This window comes from Frondihabitans sp. 4ASC-45 (genome assembly GCF_049472575.1).
Lineage (GTDB): Bacteria > Actinomycetota > Actinomycetes > Actinomycetales > Microbacteriaceae > Frondihabitans.
The window spans coordinates 58171-82083 of sequence record NZ_JBCEBN010000008.1; the positions used below are offsets into that span (position 1 = coordinate 58171).

The 23913-nt window shown below is 68.0% G+C and carries 20 protein-coding genes; 7 read left to right on the forward strand and 13 right to left on the reverse strand.

The window, feature by feature from the left end; all coding sequences use genetic code 11:
• Positions 1-9: 9 nt before the first annotated feature.
• The 6 genes from VH571_RS12875 to dnaK all read right to left on the reverse strand — a co-directional run bounded on the left by VH571_RS12875 (position 10) and on the right by dnaK (position 6008).
• Positions 10-759, reverse strand: a complete 750-nt coding sequence (locus VH571_RS12875; protein ID WP_423264920.1) for a phosphotransferase — start codon at positions 757-759, stop codon at positions 10-12.
• Positions 760-816: 57 nt separating this feature from the next.
• Positions 817-1911, reverse strand: coding sequence for an acyltransferase family protein (locus VH571_RS12880; protein WP_423264921.1), 1095 nt, complete (start codon positions 1909-1911; stop codon positions 817-819).
• Between the two features lie 70 nt (positions 1912-1981).
• Complete coding sequence (locus VH571_RS12885) at positions 1982-2392, reverse strand: heat shock protein transcriptional repressor HspR (protein WP_055961177.1); 411 nt, start codon at positions 2390-2392, stop codon at positions 1982-1984.
• A gap of 48 nt (positions 2393-2440) precedes the next feature.
• Positions 2441-3436, reverse strand: coding sequence for a DnaJ C-terminal domain-containing protein (locus VH571_RS12890; protein ID WP_423264922.1), 996 nt, complete (start codon positions 3434-3436; stop codon positions 2441-2443).
• Between the two features lie 94 nt (positions 3437-3530).
• Positions 3531-4142: a nucleotide exchange factor GrpE gene (locus tag VH571_RS12895; protein WP_228514477.1), complete on the reverse strand. Its 612-nt coding sequence runs from the start codon at positions 4140-4142 to the stop codon at positions 3531-3533.
• Between the two features lie 3 nt (positions 4143-4145).
• Complete coding sequence (gene dnaK, locus VH571_RS12900) at positions 4146-6008, reverse strand: molecular chaperone DnaK (RefSeq protein ID WP_055961183.1); 1863 nt, start codon at positions 6006-6008, stop codon at positions 4146-4148.
• A gap of 240 nt (positions 6009-6248) precedes the next feature.
• On the opposite strand from dnaK, the gene VH571_RS12905 reads away from it, so the two are divergent.
• From VH571_RS12905 to VH571_RS12925, 5 genes are all read left to right on the forward strand, one after another.
• A complete protein-coding gene (locus tag VH571_RS12905) occupies positions 6249-7514 on the forward strand; it encodes a hypothetical protein (RefSeq protein WP_423264923.1) in 1266 nt (421 codons plus the stop codon).
• Positions 7515-7811: 297 nt separating this feature from the next.
• Positions 7812-8516 carry a response regulator gene (locus VH571_RS12910; RefSeq protein WP_423264924.1) on the forward strand — a complete coding sequence of 235 codons (705 nt, stop codon included), beginning with the start codon at positions 7812-7814 and terminating at the stop codon, positions 8514-8516.
• Entirely contained in the window at positions 8513-9721 is a 1209-nt protein-coding gene (locus tag VH571_RS12915) for a sensor histidine kinase (RefSeq protein WP_423264925.1), read from the forward strand. The genes VH571_RS12910 and VH571_RS12915 overlap by 4 nt, the downstream gene beginning before the upstream one ends.
• Entirely contained in the window at positions 9718-10710 is a 993-nt protein-coding gene (locus tag VH571_RS12920) for a hypothetical protein (protein ID WP_423264926.1), read from the forward strand. Before VH571_RS12915 ends, VH571_RS12920 begins: the two co-directional genes overlap by 4 nt.
• 92 nt (positions 10711-10802) lie before the next feature.
• Entirely contained in the window at positions 10803-12185 is a 1383-nt protein-coding gene (locus tag VH571_RS12925) for an MFS transporter (protein WP_423264927.1), read from the forward strand.
• 265 nt (positions 12186-12450) lie between these two features.
• On the opposite strand, the gene VH571_RS12930 is transcribed toward VH571_RS12925, so the two are convergent.
• From VH571_RS12930 to VH571_RS12955, 6 genes are all read right to left on the reverse strand, one after another.
• Entirely contained in the window at positions 12451-13311 is an 861-nt protein-coding gene (locus tag VH571_RS12930) for a DsbA family protein (protein WP_423264928.1), read from the reverse strand.
• A gap of 87 nt (positions 13312-13398) precedes the next feature.
• A complete protein-coding gene (locus VH571_RS12935) occupies positions 13399-14574 on the reverse strand; it encodes a glycoside hydrolase family 1 protein (protein WP_423264929.1) in 1176 nt (391 codons plus the stop codon).
• A 50-nt stretch (positions 14575-14624) separates the two neighbouring features.
• Positions 14625-16364 carry an ABC transporter ATP-binding protein gene (locus VH571_RS12940; RefSeq protein ID WP_423264930.1) on the reverse strand — a complete coding sequence of 580 codons (1740 nt, stop codon included), beginning with the start codon at positions 16362-16364 and terminating at the stop codon, positions 14625-14627.
• Positions 16361-17299: an ABC transporter permease gene (locus VH571_RS12945; RefSeq protein WP_055961208.1), complete on the reverse strand. Its 939-nt coding sequence runs from the start codon at positions 17297-17299 to the stop codon at positions 16361-16363. The genes VH571_RS12940 and VH571_RS12945 overlap by 4 nt, the downstream gene beginning before the upstream one ends.
• Before the next feature lie 10 nt (positions 17300-17309).
• Positions 17310-18290, reverse strand: a complete 981-nt coding sequence (locus VH571_RS12950) for an ABC transporter permease (protein WP_055961211.1) — start codon at positions 18288-18290, stop codon at positions 17310-17312.
• Positions 18287-19954: an ABC transporter substrate-binding protein gene (locus tag VH571_RS12955; RefSeq protein WP_423264931.1), complete on the reverse strand. Its 1668-nt coding sequence runs from the start codon at positions 19952-19954 to the stop codon at positions 18287-18289. Before VH571_RS12955 ends, VH571_RS12950 begins: the two co-directional genes overlap by 4 nt.
• A 202-nt stretch (positions 19955-20156) precedes the next feature.
• Here VH571_RS12955 and VH571_RS12960 point away from each other — a divergent pair, with 202 nt between their 5' ends.
• On the forward strand, positions 20157-21449 hold the full coding sequence (locus VH571_RS12960) for a GNAT family N-acetyltransferase (RefSeq protein ID WP_423264932.1): 1293 nt from the start codon (positions 20157-20159) through the stop codon (positions 21447-21449).
• A 188-nt stretch (positions 21450-21637) separates the two neighbouring features.
• Here the strand turns inward: VH571_RS12960 and VH571_RS12965 are convergent, their stop codons facing one another.
• Entirely contained in the window at positions 21638-22810 is a 1173-nt protein-coding gene (locus VH571_RS12965; protein WP_423264933.1) for a LacI family DNA-binding transcriptional regulator, read from the reverse strand.
• A gap of 289 nt (positions 22811-23099) precedes the next feature.
• On the opposite strand from VH571_RS12965, the gene VH571_RS12970 reads away from it, so the two are divergent.
• Positions 23100-23897 (forward strand): isocitrate lyase/PEP mutase family protein, encoded by a 798-nt coding sequence (locus tag VH571_RS12970; protein WP_423264934.1) that lies wholly within the window; start codon positions 23100-23102, stop codon positions 23895-23897.
• Positions 23898-23913 lie beyond the last annotated feature (16 nt).

The following is a 23913-nucleotide window of genomic DNA, read 5'->3' on the forward strand; positions in this document are numbered from 1 at the left end:
GAGTCGATCTCAGGTCCCATTCCAGAGCGACCGATAGAACGCTGTTCTCTGCGCATCGGGCTTCACACCATAGGCCTGCAGAAAGACATCGTCCCAACCCGGCCCATAGTTCCACCCGAGACTCATCGTCGCCACCGCGATGTCGGCCCAGCGATCAGCGACCCCCAGCGCATCCAGATCGACATGGCCTGCCCAGCTCCCATCGTCGGTGATGAGGGTATTGGGGGCGCACGGGTCGCCGTGACAGACCACCAGACGATCGACGGAAGGGACGGGGCCGAACGGGAGAAGCGCAGGATCCTTCGTGGTCGCCTTCTCAGACCGCGCCAGTCGCGTCTCGACCGACCAGTCGAACGGGCACTCGTCGACCGGCAGGGCGTCGTGCAACCGCCGCAGGCCCGTGCCCAACGCCGCGACCGCGCGCTCCGGCTCGGCACGCCACCGTGCATCGACCGCGCTGCGGCCCGGGAGCCCCTGCGTGACGAGCCAGTCGGCATCGGGGTCTCGGCCCGAGGCGAGCACCGTCGGCACCGGCGTGAACGAACGCGCCCATCGCAGGCGCTCCTCTTCGGCGCGCAGGTCGAGACCGCGACCGCGAGGTGCCCACTTCGCGAAGCGACGCGTTTCGCCGTGCCCGAGTTGGAAGGTCAGGCCACCCACCTCGTTGAGCCAGACCGGAGTGATCTCGGCGCCGGCCGCGAGTGCCTCAACCCGGGGTGGCACCGGAACGGGGCCCCGTGGCAGCTGAGCTATCTTCACCACACCATGCTTGCAGGCCGAGCCCGGCTCTCCAAGCGCGCGAGCGGAGAGGAACGGCTAGACGCGAGCCGGAGTCGATGGGCGGAGACCTCTGACACTCACTCGCTTCAGACCGAGAGCGGGTTTCTCGACGACGAACCACGAGCCGAGGGCCAACACGAGAGTGATCGTAACGAGGAGGAGCATCACGAACCACTCGCCCGAGAGGCCCGCCCAGGCCAGCAGGGCGATCACGAAGGAGTGCCAGATGTAGATGCCGTAGCTGAGGTCGCCGATTTTGTTGCTGATACCCCGAAACACCGCGGGGGCCTTGAGCCCGACAAAGAGGATGAGATAGCCGAGGGGCGCCGCGACGAGGGCGGACTTGAACAGGCCATAGACCGACTCGACAGCCGGCATCGGGCCGAACGTGACCAAGCCGAAGTAGATCGCCGCCGCCAGGAGGGCGAAGCCGCGCTTGAGCGGGATGCGACTGCCGTAGTGCGCGAGCAGGATGCCCACACCGAAATACGAACCGCGCTCGAGGAACGTGTGATGGAGCACATTGCCGACAAGGCCACCCATCGCCCCCGAGATCACGCCGCACCCGACCGTGACGACGAAGTACGGCACGAGCACTTTTGCGAGGCCCCAGCGGCGGATGGCCACGACCAGCAAGGGCACGATCAGGTAGAAGCTGCACTCGGCAGGGATCGTATAGAGCGGGCCGTTGATGACACCGCTGCCGATGCCCTCGAAGAACGGCGGGTGGTAGTTCGGCAGAAGGGCGAGGAAGGCTCCGAACCACACCACCAGGGGGAACGTCAGCAACTGCTTCGCCGAGACGGCGCCGACGAGGAGGAAGAGCACCGGGGCCAACACGGCGAAGGCGAGAAGCGCGGGCGCGATGCGGAGATACCGGTTGATGAAGAACGTCTTCCAGCCGATGCCCCGACTCGCCAGACTCTGGGCGGACGAGTAGACGAGTAGACCGGAAAGCACGAAAAAGATCGCGACCCCGTCGAAGAGCGCCGAAATATGGAAGCCCTCTCCGAAGCCGAGACCGGCGTGGCCGTGCTGGAAGACGACGACGAGGGCCGCGAAGAGCCTGAGGGCGTCGAAGCTGTTGGCGCGTGTGACCACGCGCTCGGCAGAGCCAATCTGCGTTGCCATTCGACACCCCCTCGAATTACCTGACGATTATTCTATGAAGAATATCAGATTTCGAGGGCGTGCAGAAGGGTTAGTTGTGTGGCCGCCAGAGCACGACGGCCGTCGGGCGCTGAGGCCGCGCGCCGTGCCGAAGAGGCACGGCGCCGCCGTGTTGCGATGCGGCGAAGACACGCGACCCTGGACGGTTGAGCAATTCGTCGGCCAAAGCTGATTCGAGCTCGCGGACCCGCGACTGAAGTGCGGTGACCTGATTCTCGAGCTCGAGGATCCTCTTGATTCCTTCCAGGCTGACACCCTCGCCGCTCAGCCGTGAGATCTCCCGCAGCTGATTGACGTCGCGCATCGAATACCGCCGAGACTTGCCGGCCGTTCGGGTCGGGGTGACGAGCCCCAGCCGGTCGTACTGCCGCAGAGTTTGCGGATGCATCTCGGCGAGCTCGGCCGCGACCGCGATCGCGAAGATCGGGGAGTGTTCATCCATGGCGGGCCTCCGCATCGGTTCGGTGGACGTCTGCTGCAGAAGTGGTCGCTACTGACGCGCTCGATCGAGCAGGTCGCTCCGGGGGTTCTCGCCGGGAAGCGCCTCGGCCAGGGCCTGGACGGCCTCGCGAGCCCGGTCGCTGAGGTGCGAGGGAACCGCGACCTGCACGGTTGCCAGCAGGTCTCCCTTGCCGTCTTTCGCGTCGACGCCGCGCCCCTTCACTCGCAAGACGCGCCCGCTCGGGGTGCCCGGAGCAACGCGCAGCCGGACCGGCTCGCCACCGAGCGTCGGAACCTCGATGGTCGCCCCGAGCGCCGCCTCGGCGAAGGTCACGGGAACGTCGAGACGGAGGTTGAGGCCATCGCGCTCGAAGATCGGGTGCGGTCGCACAGCCACCGTCAGAACGATGTCGCCGGATTCACCGCCGTCGGCACTCGGCTCTCCGCGGCCACGGAGGCGGATCTTCTGGCCGTCGTGCACGCCCGCGGGGATGCGCACCTTGATCGGCTTGCCCTGCGCCTGCGTGAGAGTGATCGTGTCGCCGCCGATGGCGGTGCGGAAGTCGAGCGTCGTGGAGGCAACGATGTCGCGACCCTTGGTGGGCCCGCCGTAGCCGCGGTAGCCGCCCGAGGTCTGCCCGAAGCCGCCGCCGCCGAACATCCCGCTGAAGATGTCTTCGAAGCCGCCACCACCGCCACCCGAGGTGCGTCGGCCGCCGCCCTGCTGGCCGAACATGCCGCCGAAGACGTCTTCGAAACCGCCTCCGCCACCACCCTGAGCGCCTGACCCGGCCGTGAATCGGGCCCCCGACCCCATGGCGCGGATCTGGTCGTATTCTTTGCGTTGCTCCGCGTCGGAGAGCACGGAGTGGGCCTCGGAGATCTCTTTGAACTTCGCTTCGGCCGCCGCGTCGCCCGGGTTCGAGTCGGGGTGATACTTGCGGGCGAGCTTGCGGTAGACCTTCTTGAGCTCGGCCGGGGTGACGTCTTTCGAGACGCCGAGAACGGCGTAGAAGTCTTTGTCGAACCAATCCTGGCTGGCCAAGGGGCGCCGCCTTTCGTGTGTTTCAGAAGTCTGCTGGTTCCAAGTATGGGCGGCGGGCCCCCGAGGGGACCCGCCGCCGGTAGTGCTGGTGGTGCTAGGCCGGGACCGAGACGGCGACCTTGGCCGCCCGAAGGACTCGGTCACCGAGGGTGTAGCCCGGCTCGATGACGTCGGCCACGGTGTTGACCGTGACGTCGGCCGTCGGGAGCTGGACGATCGCCTCGTGGATCTTCGGGTCGAATACGTCGCCCTTGGCACCGATCTGCGTCAGCCCGAAGCGGTCGAAACCGCCACGGAGCTTCTGCGCGATGACCACCATGGGCCCATCGGCGAGGTCGCCGTGCTGCTCGGCACGGCTGAGGTCGTCGAGGGCCGGCAGAACCGCCCGGACGACCTCGGCGATCACGGCGTCGCGGTTGGCTTCGCGGTCACGCTCGACGCGCTTGCGGAAGTTCACCAGCTCGGCCTGAGCACGTAGCATGTCTTGGCGCATGTCGGCCACGAGGTCGACCGACGCCTGATCGAGGATGGCCTCGTCTTCGGTGCTCAGTTCGACATCAGGGCCCTCGGCCTCGATGAGCTCCTCCGCGCCGTCGACGTCGGCGGTGCCGCCGTCTTCGGAGGGAGTCGCCTCACCGGGCTGCGGCTGGTCGGCGGCGGGCACGGTGGGCTCCTCGTCGGGAGCGCCGTTCTTCTCGTCAACCATCGGCTACTTCTTGTCGTCTTCGTCGTCGACGACCTCGGCGTCGACGATGTCTTCGTCGTCGCCCTGAGCCTGGCCGTCAGCCGGCTGCTCGTCGGTCGGTGCCGAAGCGGAAGCCTGGTCGGACGCGTAGAGCGCCTGACCGATCTTCTGCTGCGACTCGGAGAGCTTGTCGACGGCCGGCTTGATGGCCGCCTCGTCGTCGCCGGCGAGAGCCGTCTTGAGCGCGTCGACGTCGGCCTGGACCTCGGTCTTCACATCGGCGGGAAGCTTCTCGTCGTTCTCCTTGAGGAGCTTCTCGATGGAGTAGACCATCTGCTCGCCGTTGTTGCGGACCTCGTTCGCCTCGCGGCGAGCCTTGTCTTCGGCGGCGTGCTCTTCGGCCTCGCGGACCATGCGGTCGATGTCGTCCTTCGACAGCGACGAGCCGCCCGAGATGACCATCGACTGCTCTTTGCCGGTGCCCTTGTCTTTCGCCGACACGTGCACGATGCCGTTGGCGTCGATGTCGAAGGTGACCTCGACCTGCGGGATACCGCGGGGCGCCGGAGCGATACCCGTGAGCTCGAAGGTGCCGAGGTTCTTGTTGTCGCGGGTGAACTCGCGCTCGCCCTGGAAGACCTGGATCGCGACGGACGGCTGGTTGTCGTCGGCCGTGGTGAAGGTCTCGCTGCGCTTGGTCGGGATGGCCGTGTTGCGCTCGATGAGCTTGGTCATCGCGCCACCCTTGGTCTCGATGCCGAGCGACAGGGGCGTGACGTCGATGAGGAGGACGTCTTTGCGCTCTCCCTTGAGGACGCCGGCCTGAAGGGCTGCTCCGACGGCGACGACCTCGTCGGGGTTGACGCCCTTGTTGGGCTCCTGGCCACCGGTCAGCTGCTTGACGACCTCGGTCACGGCGGGCATGCGGGTGGAACCACCCACGAGCACGACGTGCGAGATGTCGGAGACCTTGACGCCGGCCTCCTTGATGACGTCGTTGAACGGCTTCTTGGTGCGGTCGAGGAGGTCGGAGGTCCACTGCTCGAACTGCGAGCGCGAGATCGTCTCGTCGAGGTTGAGCGGGCCCTCTGCCGTCAGCGTGAGGTACGGGAGCTGAATGCTCGTCGAGGTCGAGGAGCTGAGCTCCTTCTTCGCCTGCTCCGCGGCCTCTTTGAGGCGCTGCTTGGCGATCTTGTCGGTCGAGAGGTCGACACCGTTCGCGTCTTTGAACTTCTTGATGAGGTGCTCGACGATGCGGTTGTCCCAGTCGTCGCCGCCGAGGCGGTTGTCGCCCGAGGTCGAGCGCACCTGGATGGTCGAGAAGTCGTCGTCTTTGCCCACCTCGAGGAGGGAGACGTCAAAGGTTCCGCCACCGAGGTCGAAGACCAGGATGAGCTCGTCTTCTTTGCCCTTGTCGAGGCCGTAGGCGAGAGCGGCGGCGGTCGGCTCGTTGATGATGCGGAGCACGTTGAGGCCCGCGATCTCGCCGGCCTCCTTCGTCGCCTGACGCTCGGAGTCGTTGAAGTAGGCCGGGACGGTGATGACCGCGTCGGTCACGTCTTCGCCGAGGTACTGCTCGGCGTCGCGCTTGAGCTTGCCGAGGATGCGCGCCGAGATCTCTTGCGGGGTGTACTTCTTGTCGTCGATCTCGACCTTCCAGTCGGTGCCGACGTGACGCTTGACCGACGCGATGGTGCGGTCGACGTTGGTGACGTTCTGGCGCTTGGCGGTCTCGCCGACCAGCACCTCGCCGTCTTTGGTGAACGCGACGACCGAGGGGGTCGTGCGAAGACCCTCGGCGTTGGCGATAACGGTGGGCTCGCCACCTTCGAGGACGGCCACCACCGAGTTGGTGGTACCGAGGTCGATTCCTACTGCACGTGCCATGTGGCTGTTCTCCTTCGTCGTGCGGGTGCTGCGCAAGGCAGCCGAACAAATCTGAGGATCGGGGTTGAGTCCGACTGGCTCAAGTTTACGCATCGACTTCTCCGCGTCAAGTCGAAGCGTCAAAACTTGAGCAACACAGACTCAACTCCAAGGAAAGCCCCCTGCTTGACATCAAGGAAAGCAAATATTACATTTCTATGCGAGCATGCTCGATGCTCTGCGCCCGATCCCGAGGACGACATGACTCCCCTGCACCAGGCCCACCGACACGTGGGCGATCTCGCCCATCGGGTCTCCAACCGACTCCTCCGACTCCAGCACGAGCGCCACCTCGACCTTCTCGAGCCGGGGGCCTGGAGCGACTTCCGCGGACTGCTGCCCACCAGCGCCGCACTGGTCGGCTGTCGCGGAGTCGAGCGCGCCGCCACGACCGTTCACCTCCTTCTGCCGCCGCTCACGTCGGCTTCGGTCTTCGCCGGAGTGAGAACGGCCGTCGTCGCCAGTGCCGGCCTCGCCCACCGCCTCGGGCTCGACCTCCGGATCATCACCTTCGCACCCGATCCCTCTCGCCACACGCGCGCGGCCGTGACGAACCTCGTACATACCGAGACGGATCTCGCCCGAGAGCGAGTCTCGTTCCGCGGCGGCTGGACCCTCTCCGGCACCGACTTCTCCACCCGCGACATCTGGGTGCCGACCTACTGGAGCACGGCACACGCCGTCGACGTCGCCTGCCGGGTCGGCACGATCGACCCCGCCCGAGTCGCGTACCTCGTGCAGGACTACGAACCCGACTTCCTCCCCAACTCGACCGAGGCGAGCCTGGCAGCGGCGACCTACGAAGCGGGATTCCGGCTCGTGGTCAACTCGCGCCCGCTCCACGCCTTCCTCCAGACGCAGATCGGCTCCCTCGCCGACGACGCCGCGATCTTCCGCCCCGAGCTCGACGTGGCCCGCCTGCGTGCAGCAGCCGAGAGACGCTCTCGCACCGGCACGGCAAGAGTGGCCTTCTACGGGCGACCCGGCAAGCCCCGCAACGCCTTCTCCCTGGGGGTCGCGGCCCTCCGGGTCGCCAACCGACAGCAGAAGACCGGTGCGATCGACTACACGTCGGTCGGCCAGCGCCACGCCACCATCGACCTCGGCGGCGGCACTCTGCTCCGCAGTCGAGGTCAGCTCTCCTGGCAGGGCTGGTTCGACTTCCTCGCCGAGACCGACGTGCTCCTGAGCCTGCAACTGACGCCGCACCCGTCCCACCCCCCACTCGACGCAGTCGCCTCGGGCGGGAGGGCCGTCACGAACGAGCTCGGCGGCACGCGGGGCCACCTGAGCCCGAGGCTGATCGCGGCGCCGAGCGACCCGAGCGACCTCGGCGCGGCAGTGGTCGAAGCCTGCGAGCGGGCGAGGGCAGACGATTCCGAGGCGACCTACGACGGATCCTTCGTCGAGTCGTTAGGGCGACCCCTCGGGTCGGTCCTAGACGAGCTGGCGACGAGTCTGGCCTAGCCGACGAGGCTTCCCGGCGGTCTGCCGAGAGACGGGTGAGGGCTGCCGCGACGAAGGGATCCGGACCGTGGCCCCCCGGCCGGTCGATCGGTTTCCCCCCAGTTGGCGCGGCAGCCCCTCTGAGCGTCTCGATGATTCGGGCATCGAGGTCGGCGTCTCTTCCGACGACATCAGAATCGCACCAACCCATTCAGTTCGACAGAATCACATGTGCTGGCACCCGAACGGGGGGTATGCCCACCGAGCTGGGGGTTTTCTCCGAAATCGACGAACCCTAGACTTCGTGCAGGAGGACCGATGAGCAACCCGATGCCCGCCGACCGCACCGAAATCGCCGACAGCCTGCGCCTTCCCGTGCTGCGCGTCGCCCTGGTCGAAGACCACGAGATCGTGGCCGTCGGCTTCGCCGAACTTCTGCGACAGTACGCCGACATCGACGTGGTGACCGTGGCCGCGACCGTCCGCGAACTCGATTTCGTGGCCGCCCCGGTCGACCTGGTCGTACTCGACCTCCGGCTCGGCGACGGCTCGAGCGCCACCGACAACATCCGGCAGCTCGCCTCGGCGGGGATCGACGTGCTGATCCTCACCGCGGCGGAAGACCCGCAGGCCATCCGCGACGCCGCGAAGGCGGGAGTGCTCGGGATCGTCCGCAAGTCGCAGCCCGTCGACGAACTGGTCGAAGCGATCCGCGCGGCCGCGAGCGGCGAGACGGTCGCCGGCCTCGACTGGGCCGCCGCGATCGACGGCGACGCGGGGCTCGCCGATGCCGGGCTCAGCGCCCGCGAGCAGGAGATCCTCGCGCTCTACGCCTCCGGCGAGAAAGCGCAGTCGGTGGCGTATCTGACCGGCCTCTCGAAGTCGACGGTCGCCAACTACGTCTCGAGGATCCGGGCGAAGTACGCCAACGCCGGGCGCCCCGCCCACACCAAAGTCGATCTGCACCGGCGCGCCGCCGAGGACGGCCTCATCGGCGGCGACCTGCCCGCGCGCCGACAGTGACGACCCCGGCACCTCGCGGCGGATCGGCCCTCGACGACGCGGGCGAAGCGGAACGCCGCGTCCTCCGCATCATCTACCTCTCCATCGGCATCGGGGGGTTGGTGTATCTCGGCGTCGGCTTCGGCAAAGCGGCGGCTCAGATCGAAGCCATGGAGCACGGGTGGGCCCTCGTCGCCTACCTGCTCGCGGCTGGCGGCCCGGTCGTGCTCGCGACGACGTCTCTCTGGTTGCCGCTTCGGATCCTGAATCGGATCGCCGGCGCGTACGCGCTCGTGTTCCTGGCCGTGATGGTCACCTTTCCCCTCTTCGCGCGGCCACCCCTCCCCGACAACGGGTCGCCCTGGACCAACGACCTCATGGCGATTCCCGCAATCGCCCTCGCCATCGGGGCGCGCCAACGGACGATCTGGCCGTACGTCGTCGTGACCGGCATCACCTCCGGCGTGATCCGCTCCCTCACGGCGCCCGACGAGGGGCTCGCGGTCGCGGGGCTCGACCTTCTCTACAACACGTTCTTCGACACGGTCTTCGTCGCGATCACCCTGGTCAGCCGATCGAGCGCGCGCCGATTGGACGAGGCCGCCGCCGCCGCGCAGATCAAGACCTCTCGGGAGGCGGAGACGACCGCCCGAGTGCAGCAGCGGATCCGCATCGATGCTCTCGTGCACGATCACGTGCTGTCGGCCCTGCTCATCGCCTCTCGCGCCGACGACGTGCCGACCCCGGCGCTCCGCACTCTCGCCGCGACCACGCTCGCGACCCTGAGCGAAGACGCCCTCCCGCCGAGCGAGCTGCTGAGCGGCGACGAGTTCGTCGGGCGACTTCGATCGTCGGTCTCGTCGCAGTCGAGTGGAATCGAGTTCGAGATGTCGGTCGACGAGGCACGGATTCCCTCCGATATCGCTCAGGCGCTTCTTGAGGCGACTGCGGAAGCCCTTCGCAACTCCCTCCGGCATGCGGGGCAGGGGCGCGCGGAGGTCACACGACGGGTCAGCGTGCGAACGGCGACCTCGGGCATCGAGATCGGCGTGACGGACGACGGCGTCGGATTCAACAGCCGAAGGATCCCGCCGGAGCGCCTCGGGGTGCGTGTCAGCATCCTGAACCGCATGTCCACTCTGCCCGGCGGCTATGCCGACGTCGACAGCGGGCGCGGCAGCGGCACCCGCGTGACGATCGGCTGGCGGTCGGAGATGACCTCGTGACGTCCAGCGCCCCGTCGTTCCTCCGCCTCACCGGGGCCGCGACAACCCTCCTGTTCGGCCTGTTCGCGGTGACCCACATCGCAGTGGCTCTCTACGGTCTGCCGCAGGACACCGTGCCGGCCCTGACGCTGGTCGCCCTCGCGTGCATTCTGCTCGCGGGCTATCTCGTCACGCTGCCGGCCGAAGAGCCCTTCCCGCTGCGACTCACCCTCGTCGTGGTCGGCCTGACGACGCTCGGCTCGCTCAACGCCTGGAACCTGCCGGACCGGGGCTGGCCGGGCTGGGCGACCTGGCACTGGGGCGCGGTGTCGTTCGTACTGTTCCTGCTCACCCTGAGGGGCCGGCCGGGATGGACCTGGATCGGCTTCGGCATCATGACCGGCCTGACGATCGTCTGGAGCGTCGAGGTCGGCCGAGGGGCGGCCGCCGGTATCGGCTTCGTGATCCGCTCCGCCGCCCTCGTGCTCGTCGTCTGGCTGTTCTCGCTCCTACTCAGTCGCACCAGGAGGGCGATCCGGCGACTGCAGCGAATCGAGCTCAGCCGTGTGCGCTCCGAAGCGGCGGCTACCGCAGCCCTCGAGGAGCAGAACACCCGCCTCGAGCAGCTGCGACACCTGGCCACGCCGGCGCTCGAACGGCTCCTTTTGGCGGAGCGGATCACCGAGGACGATCGGCAGGCATTCGCCCTCGTCGAAGCGGGTCTGCGGGATCAGCTCCGGGCCAGCAACCTGGCGACGACTCGCGTGACGGACGCGGCGACCCGGGCTCGCGCCCGCGGCATCGACGTGTCGCTGCTCGACGACCGTCACGGGGCCGAGGTCTCGGAGAGCGTTCGCGAGCGCGTCGAGTCGGTGGTGGTCGAGCACCTCGACGCGGCAACCGCGGGCCGGGTGGTCGCACGCCTCCTGCCCGAGGGCCGAGACTCCGTCGCCACCGTGCTCGCCTCCGACGGGGAGTCGACGACGCGCGTCGCCATCCCCGAGGAATGACGCCGGGGTGCCTCTTCGCCGGTGAGATGTCGCCGACACCGTTCATCCGGCCGCGGTAGCGCCCTGGCTCCCCGACGGGATATCGTCGCGACATGACTCAGGCGACGCTGGCTGACACCACTCCCATTCCGCGCCGGCGCATCGTCTCGTGGGCCCTGTGGGACGCCGGGTCGGCGGGATTCAACACGATCGTCATCACGTTCGTCTTCTCGACCTACCTCGCCTCCAACTCGTTCGTCTCCCCCGACATCGTGGCGGCGGCAGGCTCTAACGCCTCGAACGCGGCCCTGGTCGCCGCGAAAGCGCACAACGCCTCGGTCGTGTCGACGGCACTGACCGTCGCGGGGCTGCTCATCGCGCTGCTCGCCCCTCTCCTCGGACAGCGCTCCGACGGAACCGGCAAGCGGAAGCTCTGGCTGGGCGTGAACACCGGCATCGTGATCGTGGTCATGACGGCGATGGTGTTCGTGGCGCCGATTCCCTCGTACCTGCTGCTCGGGGCGTGCCTGCTGGCTCTCGGTAGCGTCGTGATCGAGTTCGCGAACGTCAACTACAACGCGATGCTCGTGCAGGTCTCGACCCCGAAGAACGTCGGGCGCGTCTCGAGCTGGGGATGGGGCGCCGGCTACCTCGGCGGCATCGTGCTGCTCGTGATCCTGCTCGTGCTGTTCATCCAGAGCTTCGGTGTCGAGGGACACGCGGGACTGCTCGGCCTCGACTCGTCGATCGCCGGTGGGGTCTGGACGGTGCGATTCGCGATCCTCGCCTCGGCGGCCTGGTTCGCCCTGTTCGCCGTGCCGCTCTTTCTCGCCGTTCCGGAGATGCCGCCGACCGGCCCGGCCCGGGAGCGCCTGAGCGTGCTCGGCTCGTACCGACGCATCGGCCGGACGATCGCCGAGCTCTACCGCAAGAACCCGCAGGTGCTGCTCTTCCTGGCGGCCTCCGCCGTCTACCGCGACGGCATCGCGGCCGTCTTCACGTTCGGCGCGATCATCGCGGCGGTGGTCTTCGGCTTCACGCCGACCGAGGTGCTCTACTTCGCCGTTGCCGCAAACGTGGTCGCCGGCACCGGGGCCTTCTTGGCCGGGCGCCTCGACGACCGCCTCGGCGCGAAGACGATCATCGTCGTGTGCGTCGGAGGTCTCGTGGTGGCGGCCGTCGCGATCCTCTTCGTCGGTGACGGCAAGGCGGGGTTCTGGGCCTGCGGCCTCTTCCTCTCGCTGTTCGTGGGCCCGGCCCAGTCGTCGAGCCGCTCGTTCTTGGCCCGGGTGACCCCGCCCGGACGCGAAGGCGAGATCTTCGGGCTCTACGCGACGACCGGCCGCGCCGTCAGCTTTCTGGCGCCGGCCCTGTTCACGCTGTTCGTCACGCTGACCGGCGACACCCGGTTCGGGGCGATCGGCATCGCCATCGTGCTCACTGTCGGGCTGGTGCTCATGACTCGGGTGCACGCGACGCAGCGCGCGATCGACTGAGCCGCTGGGTCGGTGCTGGCTGGGCCGGCCGGGCCGGCCGGGCCGGCTGCGCTGGGCGCCGCGTGTCGAGTGCCGAGTGCCGCCAAATGCTCGGCGGGCTGCCTATCGGACGCCATTTGGCGGCATTCAGCGACCCGAGGAATACGTCGGTCGGCGCCAGGTGTCACTGCCGTTCTCGCAGCAGGCGGCACCCCCGTCGAGACGTTTTGCGGGGCATCAAATGTGACGCGGATCGAAGCGAGGGGCGGGCGTGCCGCGGTGGCGGCTAGTTCTTCGTGGTGTCGGAGATCGCGACGGTGACGAACTCTGTGAAGGTGAGCTTCGTGCCGTCCCAGGCCTTGCCGTTGACGATCACGGTTGGGGTGCCGACGAACTTCTTCAGGTCGCTGCCCTGCATCGCGTTGTCGCCGGCGCGCGAGGTGGCATCTGCCACCCAACCAGCGAACTCGCGGTCGTCGATCGCCTTCTCGATGCTCTTAAGGTTGTCGATCCCCGTGACGTCGCCGGCAATCGACTTGAGTCGAGCGTCGGAGAGGCCCTCGGAGTTTTCGGCCGGCTGGGCCGCGAAGAGAGCCTCGTTGAACGCGAAGTACGAGTCGGGCGAGTAGTTGGCGACCGCGGCGGCAGCGTTCGCCGCTCGAGTCGAGTAGTCGGTGCCCATCGATGCCCGGTCGAGGATCGCGATCGGGTGGTACTCGATGGTCGCCCCGCCCGACTTCACGAGGCCCTTGATGTACGAGCCGTTCTGCTGCTCGAACGCTCCGCAGTTGGGGCAGAGGAAGTCGCTGTAGAGGCGGATGTGCGCGACCTTGTCGGTCGACGGCGTCTTCGTCGGGGTGGGCTCCTGACCGGCGTCGAGGGCTGCCGTGCGCTCAGCCACGAGCCCCTTGCCGATGACGATGCCGTCGCTCGCCATGTTGCGCGGGCCGGGCCCCGCCGGCTTGATGCCGGTCACGATGACGAGCGCGACCACGGCGACGAACGCCACGATGCCGACGAGAATGCCCGATCGGACGAGCAGCTTCTGGCGAAGTTCGCGCTTTTTTTGCGCCGCCATGGCGGCCCGGGCACGCTCGCGGGCGGCTTCGCGGCGTTCGAGCTTGGTGGGGCGGGCGGGGTTCGGCACTGCATTCTCCTCGCGATCGGGGCACGGTCGGAGAAGAGAATACAAATATTAAATGCCGAAACACTGGGAGGTCCGCGCCGCTCGGTCTCAGCCCAGCGCGTTCGCCTTCGCCACCTCGCCGTACCAGTACGCGCTCGGCTTCGGGGTGCGTTCGAACGTCTCTTTGTTCCACGCGATGAGCCCGAACGTCGGCCGGAATCCCGACGCCCACTCGTAGTTGTCGAGTGCACTCCAGTGCTGATACCCGAGCACGCCGACACCTTCCTCGATCGTCTGGTGAATGCCCTCGAGCGCTCCCTGCGTGTAGGCGATTCGACGGTCGTCGTCGGCCGTGGCGATGCCGTTCTCGGTGACCATGACGGGCACGTGCTCACTGAGCTCCCAGGCGGCGCGGATGCCCTCGGCGGCGGCGGGCGGATAGAACTCCCAGCCGGTCAGCGTCGTCTCAAGCCCCTCGGCGACAGGGCGAGGGCCCTCCGGCCCGATGAACGTCTGCGTATAGGCCTGCACCCCGACGAAGTCGTCTCCGCGGGCGTTCTCGAGGTACCAGTCGTCGCGGGGGTAGGCGTACTCGCGGAGCTTCTCGGCCGCGCCGGGCTCGTCGACGGCCTTGAACGCCTGCGTCGCGACGGTCCAGCCGGTCTTCAGGCCGGACACCTGCGACAGCACCTCCCGCGAGCGCTTGTGCGAGGCCAGGAGGGCGTCGGCCACCTGCAGGTCGGGATCGGGCAGGCCGTGAGCGACGAGGTTCGACGCATCCTCTCCCCCGGCGAGCATGGCCGCGATGTTGGGCTCGTTGATGGTGCAGACGTAGCGCACACCCTCGGAGACGACCGGCAGGGCGGCCTCCGTGTAGCGGGCGAAGAGGTCGGCCGCGTCGCTCGCGCGCCAGAAGCCGTCGCGCTCGAACCAGCGCGGCACGGTGAAGTGCATGAGCGTGACGATCGGCTCGATGCCGAACTCGCGGCAGGTGTCGACCATGCGGCGGTAGTGATCGAGCTCGGCTCGCGAGACGAACCCGCGCTCGGGCTCGATGCGGGCCCACTCGATGCTGAACCGGTAGCTGTTCAGCCCGAGCTCCGCAAGGGTGCGGATGTCGTCGCGGAACCGGTGGTAGCTGTCAGCCGCGTCGCCCGAGGGCTCGACGATCGAGGTGCCCGGTGTGTGCTCGTGCACCCACCAGTTGCTGTTGACGTTGTTGCCTTCGATCTGGTGCGCCGCGGTGGCGGCACCCCACAGGAAGCCATCGGGGAAGGTGAGCACGGGTGCTCCTTTCGGGGACGAAACGGGAAGAAGACGAGGATCCGACAGAGTCACGTGGCCCCGTGCGCTCGCGCCGGGTTCGGCACGGCGTCGAGCAGCGCGACCGTGTACGCGTCGGTCGGTCGCTGCAGCACTTCGGCGGTCTCGCCGCGCTCGACCACGGCGCCGTCGTGCAGCACCATGATGTTGTCGGTGATGAGCCTCGCGCTGAGCAGGTCGTGCGTGATGTAGAGCAGGCTGACGCCCCACTTCTCGCGGAGGTCTTCGAGCAGCGCGAGCACGCCGGCCCGGAGCGACACGTCGAGCATCGAGACCGGCTCGTCGGCGATGATCACCTGGGGGTCGGAGGCGAGGGCACGAGCGATGACGACACGCTGGCGCTGACCGCCCGAGAGCTCGTGCGGCAGCTTCGCGGCGAACTGCTCGACCGGCGTGAGCCCGACGGTGTCGAGCAGCTCGCGGACGCGGTGCCGTGCGTCGTCGCCCTTCAGTCCGGTGAAGTTCACCACGGGGCGCATCAGCGTGTACTCGATGGTGTGCAGCGGGTTGAGCGCGGCGTACGGGTCTTGGAAGACCATCTGCACGTTGCTGTGAAGGTCACGGAGCTGGCCGCGGCGGAGCCTGGCCACGTCGAGGCCGCCGAACGAGATGCTTCCCTCGGAGGGCTTCTCGACGCCGGTGATCATCTTCGCGATCGTCGACTTGCCCGATCCGGACTGACCGACGAGCGCGAGCGACTGGCCGGGCTCGAGTGTGAACGAGACGTCGCGCACCGCCCGGACCGGCTGCTCGCCTCGGCGGGGCGGCGGGTAGGTCTTCGAGACGCCCTTCACGACGATCGACTCCTGCGCGGTGCTGATCGACCTCGTCACGACGGTCGGCGCATGCTCGGGCGATGCGAGAGCACTGCGGCTGACACCCTGGTCTCGGCGGATCGATCGGTCTTCGAAGCCCGGGAGGGAGACGATCTTGGCGCGCGGGTCGGCGTAGTGGCTGAGCAGCATCCGCGTGTAGTCGGCCGAGGGGTTGCTGAGGATCTGAGACGACGGACCGTCTTCGACGATGACACCCTCGTGCATCACCAGCACTCGCTCGGTGGCCTCCAGCACGATGCCGAGATCGTGGCTGATCAGCACGGCGGTGAATCCCTCGGACTTCTGCAGGTCGCGGATCGTGTTCATCACGGCGTGCTGCACGAGCACGTCAAGGGCCGTCGTCGGCTCGTCGAAGACCATCAGCTGCGGCTCGAGCGAGAGAGCCAGGGCGATGGAGACGCGCTGGCGCATGCCTCCCGAGAGCTCGCCCGGAAAGCGGTCGAGCGTCGCAGCAGGGAGCTCGACCTTGCCGATCAGGTCGCGGGCGCGCTGCTCGCGACGGTCGTGCGGCACGTGCCCGTGCGCCGCGAACACGTCGAAAAAGTGGTTGCGGATCGATCGCACCGGGTTGAGCGCGTTCATGCCCGACTGCAGCACCATTGCGAAACCGCCCTGCCGCTGCTCACGCAGAGCCTCGGAGTCGATCGAGGCGATGTCGCGCCCGTCGAAGAGGATCCGGCCGTGGCTGATCCGAGCCGGGGGCTTGGACAGGCGGGTCAGCGCGAACCCCAGGGTCGATTTGCCGGATCCTGATTCACCGACCAGCCCGACGAATTCGCCGCGACGGAGATCGAACGACACGTTCTCGACGGCGAACGTCGGGTCGGCGCCGGCGGGCTCGTAGACGACGCTGAGGTCGCGGACCGACAGGAGTGCGTCCGAGGGGGCGGCGGGACCGGGGGCTTCGGTGCTCATTTCGCGGCCTTTCGCGATTCGCGGAGTCGCGGGTTGCTGAGGCCGTCGACGCCGAAGTTGATGAGGGTGAGACTCGTCGCAAGCAGAGCGATGCAGAGACCCGGGGCGAACAGGAGCGCCCACTGGCCGGTGAGGAGGGCGTTGGAGTTCTGCGCCCAGAAGAGCATCGTTCCCCAGCTGACCGTCGACGGGTCGCCGAGCCCCAAGAACTCGAGGCCGGCCTCGGCGAGGATCGCGCTCGTCGCGGCGCCGAAGAAGTTACCGACGATGAGCGAGGTCATGTTAGGGAGGATCTCGCGGAAGACGATGCGAGCCGGACGCTCGCCGCTGAACACGGCCGCCGTCACGAAGTCGCGACCGCGGAGCGACTGCGTCTGGCTGCGCAGCACGCGCGCACCCCAGGCCCATCCGGTGATCACGACCACCAGGATGATCATGCCGATGCCGCCGTTCTGCAGGTAGGCGGCGATCACGATCATGAGCGGCAGCCCGGGCACGACCAGGAACAGGTTGACGACGAAGTTGATGACGTCGGCTCCCCAGCCCTTCACGTAGCCCCAGCTGAGGCCGATGAGCACGGCGATGGCCGTCGAGAGGAGGCCTGCCACGAATCCCACGAAGACACTGATTCGGGCGCCCTGGATGAGCTGACTGAGCACGTCTTCGCCGGCCGCGGTCGTTCCGAGCCAGTGGGCGGCACTCGCGTCCTGGCTGCGAGCGAAGGTGGTCGCGCTCGGGTCGTAGGGAGCGAGCAGCGGGGCGAAGATCGCCACGACCACGAAGAGCAGCAGGATGATCACGCCGATGCGGGCCTTGGTATTCGACCAGATGGTCGAGGCCACACGGGTGATCACCTGCCAGGGGCCGGGGGCTGCGAGCAGCGTGTCGTCGACCGGAACGGTCTCGGCGCTCGGGTTCAGCGGTGTCGTCGTCATCGTCGCACCTCTACTTTCTGGTTCGCGGGTCGAGGACGCCGTACAGGATGTCGACGAGGAAGTTGGCGAGCAGCACGCTCACCGTGATCATCAGGAACAGGGCCTGCATGAGCGGGTAGTCCTGGTTGGTCACGGCCTTGAGCAGCAGGTAGCCGATGCCGGGATAGCCGAAGACGGTCTCGACCAGCACGGAGCCGCCGACGACGCCACCGAGGGCGAGCCCGAAGCTGGTGAGGTTCGGCAGGATTGCGTTGCGGGCGGCGTAGCGGAGCGCCACCGTGCGGGGCTTCAGGCCGTTGGCCTCGGCGAAGGTCACGTAGTCGTCGCCGAGGGTCGAGATCATCGTGTTGCGCATGCCCAGGATCCAGCCGCCCAGCGACGTGATCAGGATCGTCACCGCGGGAAGCACCGCGTGGACGGCGGCCGAGCCCAGGAACGCCGCGTTGAGGCCCGGGGTGTTCGTCACCCCGTAGGCGCCCGACGTCGGGAAGATCTTGAAGACGTAGCCGAGGAAGAAGAGGAGCAGCAGGGCAGTCCAGAAGTACGGGAACGCGCTGGCGAACGAGCCGCCGAGAGTCGGCAGGGCGTCGAGCCAGGTGCCGCGCTTCCACGCCGCCAGCACTCCGAGGAGGGTGCCGCAGACGAAGGCGACGATGGTCACGAGACCGACCAGGATCAGCGTGTACGGCAGCGCCTGGCTGACGAGCTCGGCGACCGGCTGCGGATAGAAGGTGTAGCTGATGCCGAACTGCAGCGTCACGACCTGCTTGAGGTACTGGAGGTACTGCTCGAGGACGTTGCCGTCGGGCACACCGAGCTGGATCTCGATCGCCTTGCGCGTCGCCGCCGTGACCGGGCCGTTCTGCGACAGCTTGGCGATCGCGGCATCGGTCGGGGAGCCCGGCATGAGCCGCGGCAGGAAGAAGTTCAGTGTGATGGCCGCCCACAGGGTGAGGATCAGCAGGCCGACCTTGCGGAGTGCGTACTTCACTTGGTCGCCTCCGACTTCTTCAGGTGGGTGAGGATCGACAGCGCCGTCGACACGTATGTCTTCGGGCTGGTGTACGGGTCTTCCGCGCTGGGCCAGCCGGTGAACTTCTGGGTGGAGAAGAGACCCCAGGATCCGCCGTAGTACAGCCCGATCGAGGGCAGCTCGTCATAGTAGATCTGCTGCAGCTGGTACCCCAGCTCTTTCTGCTCCTGCTCGTCGGTGGTCGACTTGAACCGGGTCAGAAGAGCGTCGACCTCCGAGCTCTTGTAGCGGCCGAAGTTGCCCGACGCCTGCTTGCCGATCGGCGCGTAGAACTCGCTCGACAGGTTGTTGGCGAAGTCTTGGTACACCGATCCGGTGCCTCCGACCGAGCCCATGGCGAGCTGGAAGTCGCCGTTGCGGAGGGCGAGTTGATACGCCGCCGGTTGGGGCTGAGCGACTTTGACGGTGATGCCGACCGCGGCCCATTGCTTGGTGATCGACTGCACGGCACGGAGCCAGTCGGTATACCCGTTGGCCGTCGTGATCGTGATGGTGAGCGGCTTTCCGTCGGATCCTACGAGTTTGCCGTTCTTGGTCGTGTAGCCGGCTTTGGCGAAGTAGCTCGCCGCAGTCTTGTCGTTCTGAGTGATGAGGCCCTTGTCGGGGATCGCGGGGTTGAGCAGGGCGTCCTGGTTGGGAAGCAGCATGCCGGTCTGGCCGGCCTGCTCCATGTAGCCCTCGGCGGCTGCGTCGCCGACGGCCTTGCGGTCGAGGGCGTAGCTGAGACCCTTGCGGAAGTTCACGTCGTCGAACGGCTTCTCGGTGAGGTTCGGGAACAGGCTGATCGTGCCTCCCGGCGGGAACCAGTAGGTGTTCGAGGGGTTCGCCTTCTCCCACGTGCCCTTGACGTCGGTGATGAACGAGAAGCCCCAGTCGTAGCCCTTCGTCACCACGTCGAGCTGCGTGTTGCTCGCCGGGTAGACGAGGTGCTCGGCCTCGACCTTGTCGGCCTGCCAATAGAGCTTGTTCTTGTCCATCGCGTACTCCTGCGGCGTGAAGTTGCCGAGGGTGTACGGGCCGGTGCCGACCGGGTCGGGGTTGGTGAAGGTCGTCGGGTCTTTCACCTTCGACCAGATGTGCTCGGGCACGATCTGCGTCTGCTCGATGACCTGCGCGGCCGGCACATCGTCGCCGTTGAGGTGCACCACGACGTCGTCGCCCTTCACCTCGACGCTCTTCATGTACTGCCACGCGCCCTTGAGGTCGAGGCTCGGGTTCTTCTTCAGGAGGTCGAAGGTGAATGCGACGTCGGCGGGCGTGAAGGCCTGGCCGTCAGACCACTTGACACCCTCGCGAATCGTGAAGACGACGGTCTGCGCATCGGGGATAGTCGTCTTCGACGCGAGCCACGGCACGTCTTCGCCTGTGAGGTCGTTGAGGATCGCGAGCGGCTCGAACATGTTCCAGCTGCCGATGCGCGTGTTGGGCAGGTACGGGTTGAAGACCCGCTGCATCGACGGGCTGCCCGTGTCGGCCGCGATCAAGAGGGTGTCGGCGCCGAGGCTCGGGTCGGGCGCGCTCTTGATGTCGATGCTGCAGCCGGTGAGGACGAGGGCCGAGGTCGCGAGTGCGGCGATGACCGCCGTGAGGCGGCGCCGGCGTTTCGGGGTATTCGTGTGCATCTTTGCCACGTGCTTTCTGTGCGGTCGTCTTCGACATCTCCGTCGGTTCAACTGTGCCCGAGTGTAAGCGCATACATTCACTGCACGCAAGGGCCGCCTGCCGAATTTGAAGGAGATCCGGGGAGGTGGGGGCGGCGGATCCTTGATTTCTCGTTCGGGGCTGGGCGTTTTTCCTTCGAATTCGGGTGACTACGCTGGAACGATGGCCTCCTTCGACGATGACTACACCGTCCGCACCTTCACCCCAGCCCTCGACGACGGCGTGCCCGACGCCGCCACAGCGGGCTGGCTCGGTGCGACTCGCATCGGATTCCACGAGAACTCGAGCGCGGACAACATCCGTGAGTCGGCGATCGGCGCGATCGACGACGGCCGCGCCTTCACCGGCGTCTACAACAGGCACCCGCTGCCCGGCACCCTCGACGAGACCTGGCCTGTTGCGACCTACACCGGCTACACGAAGACCGTCAACGTGGGCGGCGGCCGCCTCGTCGACACCTACCTGATCTCGGACGTCACGGTCAGGCCCACCCACCGGCGTCGCGGCATGCTCCGTCACCTGATGACCGAGCGCCTGGCAGCGGCAGCGGCCGCCGGCCACGCACTCGCGGCACTGACCGCCAGCGAATCGACCATCTACCGCCGCTTCGGCTTCGGGCCCGCTACCCGCAAGCGCACGGTCGTGCTCCACCGTGAGACGCCGTTCGCCCTGCTCTCGCAGCCGACCGGACGCGTCGAGCTCGCCCCCGCCAGCGCCATCGCGGCCGTCGGGCCCCGGGTCTTCGCGCGCTTCCACGAGACGACGCCCGGCTCGGTCGACCGGCAGGGGCAGTACGCCAACCTCTACAACGGGCTCGACTACGGCACCGGCAAGCCCGACGAACACGCCCGCGCTGCGATCCACGTGCCCGCTGCAGGTGGAGAACCCGACGGCTACGTCGTCTATTCGGTGAAAGAGGAGGCCGGCAAGTCGGTGCTCACGATCGCCGACCTCGTCGCCGCCGACTCGGCCGCGTTCCTCGCCCTCTGGGACTTCCTCGGATCCGTCGACCTCGTCGACCTCGTCCGCTGGCGCAAGGCGCCCGTCGAAGGACCGCTGCTGCACGCGCTGGCATCGAGCCGCTCTCTCGAGACCGAGAGCGAGCACGATCACGTGTGGTTGCGGATCCTCGACGCTCCCGCCGCCCTCTCAGCCCGCCCCTACCCGATCGACGGAACGCTCACCCTGAAGGTGCACGACAAGCTCGGGCACGCCGACGGGACATTCCGGCTCGAGGCCTCCGACGGCGCCGGGCATGCGGTGCGCGTCGGCGAGAGCGAACCGGCCGACCTCGAGCTCGACGCCGCGACGCTCGCGACGCTGTACCTCGGCGGCGTGGCCGTGACGGTGCTGGCCGAAGCGGGGCTCGTGGTCGAGCACACCGCGGGCGCTCTGGGGCTCGCGACGCGACTGTTCGCGGCGGACCGGCCGGTGCACGGGATGACCGACTTCTAGGGGTTTGCGCCGGGCTGTTTGCGGGGCGGTCGCGGGGCGGTCGCGGGGCGGTGCCGGGGGCTGTTGCAGGCCGTTTGCCGGGGTGGTTGCAAATTTGAAGGAAAAATTGTCGCGGGCGAGCACAAAATCAAGGATCCGACGGGGTGCGGTGCGCAGATCTCCTTCGAATTTGCATCGGGCGCGGCGAGCTAGGGGGCCGGCGGGCAACTCTCGCGCAGGAGCACCTCGACGGGAAGCGTGACGCGCTGAGGATCCCGCTCGGGGGCGGCCAGCCGGTCGACGATGGCTCGCACGGCGGCGCGCCCGAGCTCGGCCATGGGCTGTCGGACCGTCGTGAGGCGGGGCCTAGAGAACCGGCCCGCCTCGATTCCGTCGAAGCCGGTGACCAGCACGCGACCCGGCACGTCGATGCCCTCGGCCGCGAACACGTCGAGGACGCCCAGCGCCGTCTGATCGTTGGCGCACATCACGGCGTCAGGAAGGCGACCGCCGACCAGGAGCTCCGTAGCCACCTCGCGGCCCCGGTCGCGACCGAACGTGCCGGGGACGACGCGAAGATCACCCGCGAAAGCGCCCTCACGGAGGCCCTCGTCCAGACCCGCTCGGCGATCGGCCTCGTCGGGTGAATCGGCGGGGCCGGAGACGTAGACGAGAGAACGGACGGAGTGCGACGCGATGACGTGCCGCGCCAGAGCACGCATGCCCCCGAGGTTGTCGACACCGACGTGATCGATGTCGTCGCCCGGGCGCGAGTCGGCGACTAAGACGACAGGGATCCGACGTGCCACGTGCGCGACGAGATCGGCCGGAACCGTCTGCGACAGCACTGCCAGCCCATCGACGCGGCCCGCGATGTCGTTCACCATCACCTCGCGACTGGAACCGCGACCGGCGGCCACCATGAGAGCGAACCCGTGGCGCCACGCCTCGATCTCGGCTCCACGCAGAACCTCGTCGAAGTAGAGGCCGGACGGGGCCGGGGCCGCGCGGTCGTCGCGATCGTCAATGAGGGGCGTTGCCGCGGGGCCGCTGGCAGCTGCGTAGGTTGCGTCACCGTTAGCTGCGGTAGCTGCGTCCGCGGCGGCGGCATCTGCCCCGGCTCCGTCTCCGGTGGGGGCGGGCTGCGCGGTCTCGTCGAGGCCGTCGTGGCCCGGGAGGAAGAGGCCCAGGACTCCGGTGCGGCGTCCGGCCAGGCCCCGCGCTGAACCGCTCGGCACGTAGCCGAGGTCGCGCACGGACGACAGCACTCGCGCTCGCGTCTCGGGCCGGACGGCGTCGGGCCGACGAAGGACGCGCGAGACCGTGGCGATCGACACCCCGGCGTGATCGGCTACGTCGTAGACGGTGGGGACCTTCTGCATTGCACTCCCCCGTGATCGCTGGGCCAAAGGCCGTGCTCCCAGTGTAATTCGTCGGCTCGGCGGGGGTTTGCGGCGGTGGGCGTGCAAATTCGAAGGAGAAAACGGCCGGGGCGCACGCAGAATCAAGGATCCGACGGGGTGCGGTGCCGAAATCTCCTTCCAATTTGCAGAAGGGGGGCGGCTTTGCAGGAGGGCGGCGTTGCAGAGGGGCCGGCAGGGGAGGCCCGGCGACGGGAGGCGCATCGAGCTGGCGCTGGCGCCTCCGGGCCAGGACTGGTTGGCTGGTGCCATGTCGATCCAGTCCACGGCCGAGAAGGCCGAGCTCCTCCGCTCCCTCCACATCCCCGGCGACCCGCTCATCGTGACCAACGTGTGGGACAGCATCACCGCCCGCATCGTCGCGGGTGCCGACGGCGTCAAAGCACTCGCCACGGCGAGCCACTCCATCAGCGAGGCGCACGGGGTCGAAGACGGCGAGGGGCTCGACGTCGACGAGGCTCTCGCTGCCGCGCGGTTGATCATCCGATCGGTTGATCTGCCGGTGTCGGTCGACTTCGAGAAGGCTTATGCCTCAGACGCCGCCGGCACTCGCGACAACGTCTGGCGGCTGATCGAGGCCGGCGCCGCCGGCCTCAACCTGGAAGACTCGATCGGCCGCAGCAAGGCCGAGCTCTACGACATCGACACCCAGGTCTCCAAGATCGCGGCGGCGCGAGCGGCCGGTGACCGTGCCGGCGTGCCGATCGTCATCAACGCGCGCGTCGACGCCCTCGCCGGCGATCCGTCGCTCTGGGACGACGCGATGAACCGCGCCAACGCCTACCTCGACGCCGGGGCCGACGTGGCCTTCGTGCTCGGGCTCTCGACCGAGGAGACCGTCGAGCGCGCCCTCGCTGCCATCCACGGCAAGGTGTCGGTCATCGCGAACCCCTCCCAGGTGCCGCTCGCGCGTCTCGCCGAGCTCGGCGTCGCGCGTGTCAGCTTCGGCCCGACCGTGATGGGCCTCACGCTGTCGCACCTCCGCGACGCAGCCACGACGCTGACGGCTCGGGGCGACTACCCGAGCGAACTCGGATTCGCCTTCTAAGCGTCGGGCTCCTCGG

Coding starts and splice junctions, on each gene's coding strand:
- VH571_RS12905 (WP_423264923.1), top strand. CDS start 6,249: ATGACTCCCCTGCACCAGGCCCACCGACACGTGGGCGATCTCGCCCAT.
- VH571_RS12970 (WP_423264934.1), top strand. CDS start 23,100: ATGTCGATCCAGTCCACGGCCGAGAAGGCCGAGCTCCTCCGCTCCCTC.
- VH571_RS12955 (WP_423264931.1), bottom strand. CDS start 19,954: ATGCACACGAATACCCCGAAACGCCGGCGCCGCCTCACGGCGGTCATC.
- VH571_RS12960 (WP_423264932.1), top strand. CDS start 20,157: ATGGCCTCCTTCGACGATGACTACACCGTCCGCACCTTCACCCCAGCC.
- VH571_RS12940 (WP_423264930.1), bottom strand. CDS start 16,364: ATGAGCACCGAAGCCCCCGGTCCCGCCGCCCCCTCGGACGCACTCCTG.
- VH571_RS12925 (WP_423264927.1), top strand. CDS start 10,803: ATGACTCAGGCGACGCTGGCTGACACCACTCCCATTCCGCGCCGGCGC.
- VH571_RS12885 (WP_055961177.1), bottom strand. CDS start 2,392: ATGGATGAACACTCCCCGATCTTCGCGATCGCGGTCGCGGCCGAGCTC.
- VH571_RS12965 (WP_423264933.1), bottom strand. CDS start 22,810: ATGCAGAAGGTCCCCACCGTCTACGACGTAGCCGATCACGCCGGGGTG.
- VH571_RS12895 (WP_228514477.1), bottom strand. CDS start 4,142: ATGGTTGACGAGAAGAACGGCGCTCCCGACGAGGAGCCCACCGTGCCC.
- VH571_RS12910 (WP_423264924.1), top strand. CDS start 7,812: ATGAGCAACCCGATGCCCGCCGACCGCACCGAAATCGCCGACAGCCTG.
- VH571_RS12880 (WP_423264921.1), bottom strand. CDS start 1,911: ATGGCAACGCAGATTGGCTCTGCCGAGCGCGTGGTCACACGCGCCAAC.
- VH571_RS12945 (WP_055961208.1), bottom strand. CDS start 17,299: ATGACGACGACACCGCTGAACCCGAGCGCCGAGACCGTTCCGGTCGAC.
- dnaK (WP_055961183.1), bottom strand. CDS start 6,008: ATGGCACGTGCAGTAGGAATCGACCTCGGTACCACCAACTCGGTGGTG.